Here is a 3,483-nt window from a genome sequence, read left to right as displayed (position 1 = left end):
GCCCCGGCCCCAAACAACCCCCCCCCCGGGCCGCCCCCCCCGCGCGGGGGGGGGGGCCGCCCCCCCCCCCCCCCCCCCGCCGCGCCCTGCCCGCCCCCCGACCCACCAGCCACCCGCCAGGAGCAACCGTGGTCCTCTCCGCCTCCCTCGCCGTCGTCTTCGGCATCCTCACCGTCCTCCTCTACCGCAGCGGCGCCGTCCGCATCTGGTCCGGCCTCACCCTCATCCTGTTCGGCTTCACCCTCGCCTTCACCGGCCTGGGCCCGACCATCACCCGGTTCCTCACCGGCCTGGTCCAGCTCATCGGCAGCATCCGCGTCTGACCGCCACCCCACCCGCGTCAACGACCGACCACCACCACCCGCCCCGTGCCCGCCGCCCGACCCGGTCGGCGGGCACAGCCGTCCCCGAAAGGACACCGCATGGCCAACCGCCTCATCATCGGCAGCACCGGGTCCGGCAAGACCCGCGGCCTCCAACTGCTCATCGACGTCCACGCCGCAGACCCGACCACCGCCGTCTGGGCCATCACCCTCACCGCCGAGCTGGCCGGCGCCGACCGGCACGCCACCCCCGACGGCGCCGAGCAGCTGCTGACCGAGCTGCTCGCCGAGGCCGACAAGCGCTTCGCCCGCGGCCACGAGCACACCCCCACCCCGGACGAGCCGCGCATCCGCCTGGTCGTCGACCAGGTCGACCACATCCACGGGCAGCTGGGCAGCAGCGCCCCGCTCGGCCGCCTGCTCAAGCGCCTGGTCGTCACCGGCCGCGAGGCCGCCGTCGACACCGTCCTCACCGCCTCCACCACCCACCTGGACACCTGGCCCGACGGCCTGCGCCAGCACTTCGACCAGCACGGGAGCACCGAGACCCTCCCCGACCGCCGCCAGACCGACAAGGACTGACCGGCCCTCCGAACGCCCCGACTCCCGGCCCCTCCGGGGGCCGCCGGACCCGCCCCGCCACCGGGCCGGTCCGGCGGCCCCAGAAGGCGCCCGGCGCCCTCGCATACCCCTTTCCCGACCGGCCCTCGCCCCCTCTGGAGTACACCGTGGACCGCTTCGACCGCGCCCCCGAGACCGGCCGCGCCCCCGACACCGGCCGGCCCGCCGACCCGCAGGTCATCCTTCTGGAGCCCGGCTACGTGCCGTCGACCGTGGACGGCGAGATCGTCGCCGTCCCGATGAGCCTCGACCACGGGGACGCCACCAGCGTGCCCGCGCTCATCGCCGGCCAGGCCGCCGCTGTGCCGGTCTTCGACGTGAGCGCCCACCTGGACGCCATGACCGCCCGCCTGGCCGACCACCGCCGGGCCGTCGACGCCCAGGCACCCGCGCCCGCGCCGACCGTCGACCCGGGCCTGTCGCTCGCGGTGCGCCAGTACGTCCTCTACGGCTCGATCGCCTCCCTGGCGGCGGGCGGCGCGGTGTGGATGGTCGGCGCGGCCGTCGCCGAGGTCGCCCCGCACGCGGGCGAGATCGGCGACCTCCTCAAGTGGGCCGCCGTCCTGGTCGCCGCCGTCGTGCTCGGCGTGGCCGGCCTGCTCGGCAAGCTCCGAGCCGCCGCCGCCGCCGCCGGCACCGGCACCGGCGCGGGCGCATTCGCGTCCGCGAGCGGTGACGGCGCGTCCGCGACCGGCACCGTGCTGGCCCTGGTCCACCGCACCCACCAGACCACCATCGGCCGCCAGTCCGCCGGATGGCGCGGCGCCATCACCAACAACGGCTGACGGGAGAAGCCGCCGTGCGCGCACCCGACCTCGACCCCACCGGCGAGCACCACGGCGGCCTCCCCACCTGGCCCTGGCGCTACGCCGACCCCGGCCTGCACACCCGCCGCCAGCTTCGCGAACTCGGCCTGCGGCCCGGAGGACAGGAGCCGGCCGCGCAGGTGGTCACCCGCCGCGGCCTTCGCATCGCCTACCTCTACCGCCTCGACGGCGCGCTGCCGGTGCGGCCGATGACGCCGGGCCGCGCCGCCGCCCTGGACCGCGCGATGGCCGCCCGCCAGACCTGCCCGATCTGCCGCACCCGCTACGACCACTGCCTGCCGCTCAAGACGCTCGGCTCCTGCCTGCCCTGCTCCGAGCTGACCGACGACGAGCGCGACCAGCTCGCCGCCCTCACCACCACCGCCTGACCGCCCTGCAGAAAGGCACCACCGCCATGAAGCTGCGCCTGTTCGCCGGCCCGTTCGCCGACGCCGTCGCCCACGCCGCCCGCGCCCTGCCCACCCGGCCCCCGGTGCCGGTCCTCGCCGGCATCCTGCTGCGCACCGGCCCGGACGGGTTGCACCTGGCCGCGTTCGACTACGAGGCGTGCGCGACCGTGCGGGTCGACGCCGAGATCGCCGAGGACGGCACCGCGCTGGTCTCCGGACGGCTGCTGTCCGACATCGCGAAGACGCTGCCGAAGGGCGCCGAGGTCGACATCGAGCTGTCCGGAGCCCGGCTGCTCGTCGCCTGCGGGTCGGCGCGGTTCACGCTGCCGACGCTGCCGGTCGAGGAGTACCCGGCCCTTCCCGTGGTCCCGGACACCGTGCTGACGGTGGAGGGCGACGCGCTCGCCGACGCGGTCGCCCAGGCCGTGGTCGCCGCCGGCACCGACGACAGCCTGCCCGCCCTCACCGGCGTGCAGATGATCCTGGAGGGCAGCCGCCTCACCCTCGCGGCCACCGACCGCTACCGGTTCGCGGTCCGCGAGCTCACCGTGACGCCCACCGGCACCCTGCCCCGCACCAAGCCGGTCAAGGCCGGAAGCAAGGCCGACCGGGACGGCGGGCCGACGGCTGAGGAACTCGACGCGGCCGGCCGCACCGTCCTGGTGCCGGCCAAGTTCCTGTCCGAGGCGGCCCGCGCCCTGGCCGGGGAGCACCCGGTGGCCATCGGCTGGTCGGACGGGCAGCTCACCCTCTCCGTCCCGGGCCGCACCACCGGCACCCGCCTGCTGGACGGCGAGTTCCCCAAGTCCCGCAACCTCTTCCCCACGGCCGAGGACGCGGAGCTGACCATCACCGTCCCGGTCGAGGAGGCGCTGGCCGCCATCAAGCGCGTCGCCCTGGTCGCCTCCGACAAGCGCCCGATCCGCCTGGCCGTCGACGGCGACCAGCTGCTCATCGAGGCCGGCGACGGCGACGACGCCCGCGCAGCCGACCGCGTCCCCTGCCACTCCGTCGGCTCGCTCGCCGACCGGGCCCAGGGGTGCGACGTCGCGTTCAACCCCGGCTACCTCGCCGACTGCCTCAAGTCGATGACGCCCCCGAGGCCCGCTTCCACCTCACCTCCTCCACCAAGCCCGTCCTGGTCCTCGGCCACAGCGGCGGCGACGCCGGCGACTACCAGCACCTGCTGATGCCGATCCGCCTCCAGGGCTGACCCCGCGCGCCACCCCGGCCGGCCCCCCACCCCCCCCGGCCCCGCCCCCCCCCCGGGCGGCCCCCCCACCCCCCCCCCCCCCCCAACCGCAGGGCACCCCCCCCGGGACC

4 protein-coding genes and 1 pseudogene are annotated in these 3,483 nt (G+C 76.6%); all 5 read left to right on the top strand.

From position 1 onward, the window contains the following. The first annotated feature begins 128 nt into the window (after window positions 1–128). The 5 genes and pseudogenes from ACFWOG_RS17100 (at window position 129) to dnaN (ending at window position 3,373) form a co-directional block, all read left to right on the top strand. Window positions 129–323: a hypothetical protein gene (locus tag ACFWOG_RS17100; RefSeq protein WP_380359219.1), complete on the top strand. Its 195-nt coding sequence runs from the start codon at window positions 129–131 to the stop codon at window positions 321–323. Between the two features lie 99 nt (window positions 324–422). Then, window positions 423–905: a hypothetical protein gene (locus tag ACFWOG_RS17095; RefSeq protein WP_380359216.1), complete on the top strand. Its 483-nt coding sequence runs from the start codon at window positions 423–425 to the stop codon at window positions 903–905. Window positions 906–1,051: 146 nt separating this feature from the next. Beyond that, complete coding sequence (locus ACFWOG_RS17090) at window positions 1,052–1,729, top strand: hypothetical protein (protein ID WP_380359213.1); 678 nt, start codon at window positions 1,052–1,054, stop codon at window positions 1,727–1,729. 14 nt (window positions 1,730–1,743) lie between these two features. After that, window positions 1,744–2,139, top strand: coding sequence for an RRQRL motif-containing zinc-binding protein (locus tag ACFWOG_RS17085; protein ID WP_380359210.1), 396 nt, complete (start codon window positions 1,744–1,746; stop codon window positions 2,137–2,139). Window positions 2,140–2,165: 26 nt separating this feature from the next. After that, window positions 2,166–3,373: pseudogene (gene dnaN / locus ACFWOG_RS17080) on the top strand (DNA polymerase III subunit beta). The last annotated feature ends 110 nt before the right edge of the window (window positions 3,374–3,483 follow it).

The organism is Kitasatospora sp. NPDC058406, assembly GCF_042722765.1.
GTDB lineage: Bacteria > Actinomycetota > Actinomycetes > Streptomycetales > Streptomycetaceae > Kitasatospora.
This window is presented reverse-complemented; position numbering and strand designations above follow the sequence as displayed.

Excerpts from the sequence above, each read along its gene's own strand:
- ACFWOG_RS17095 (WP_380359216.1), top strand. The coding sequence starts at position 423 with ATGGCCAACCGCCTCATCATCGGCAGCACCGGGTCCGGCAAGACCCGC.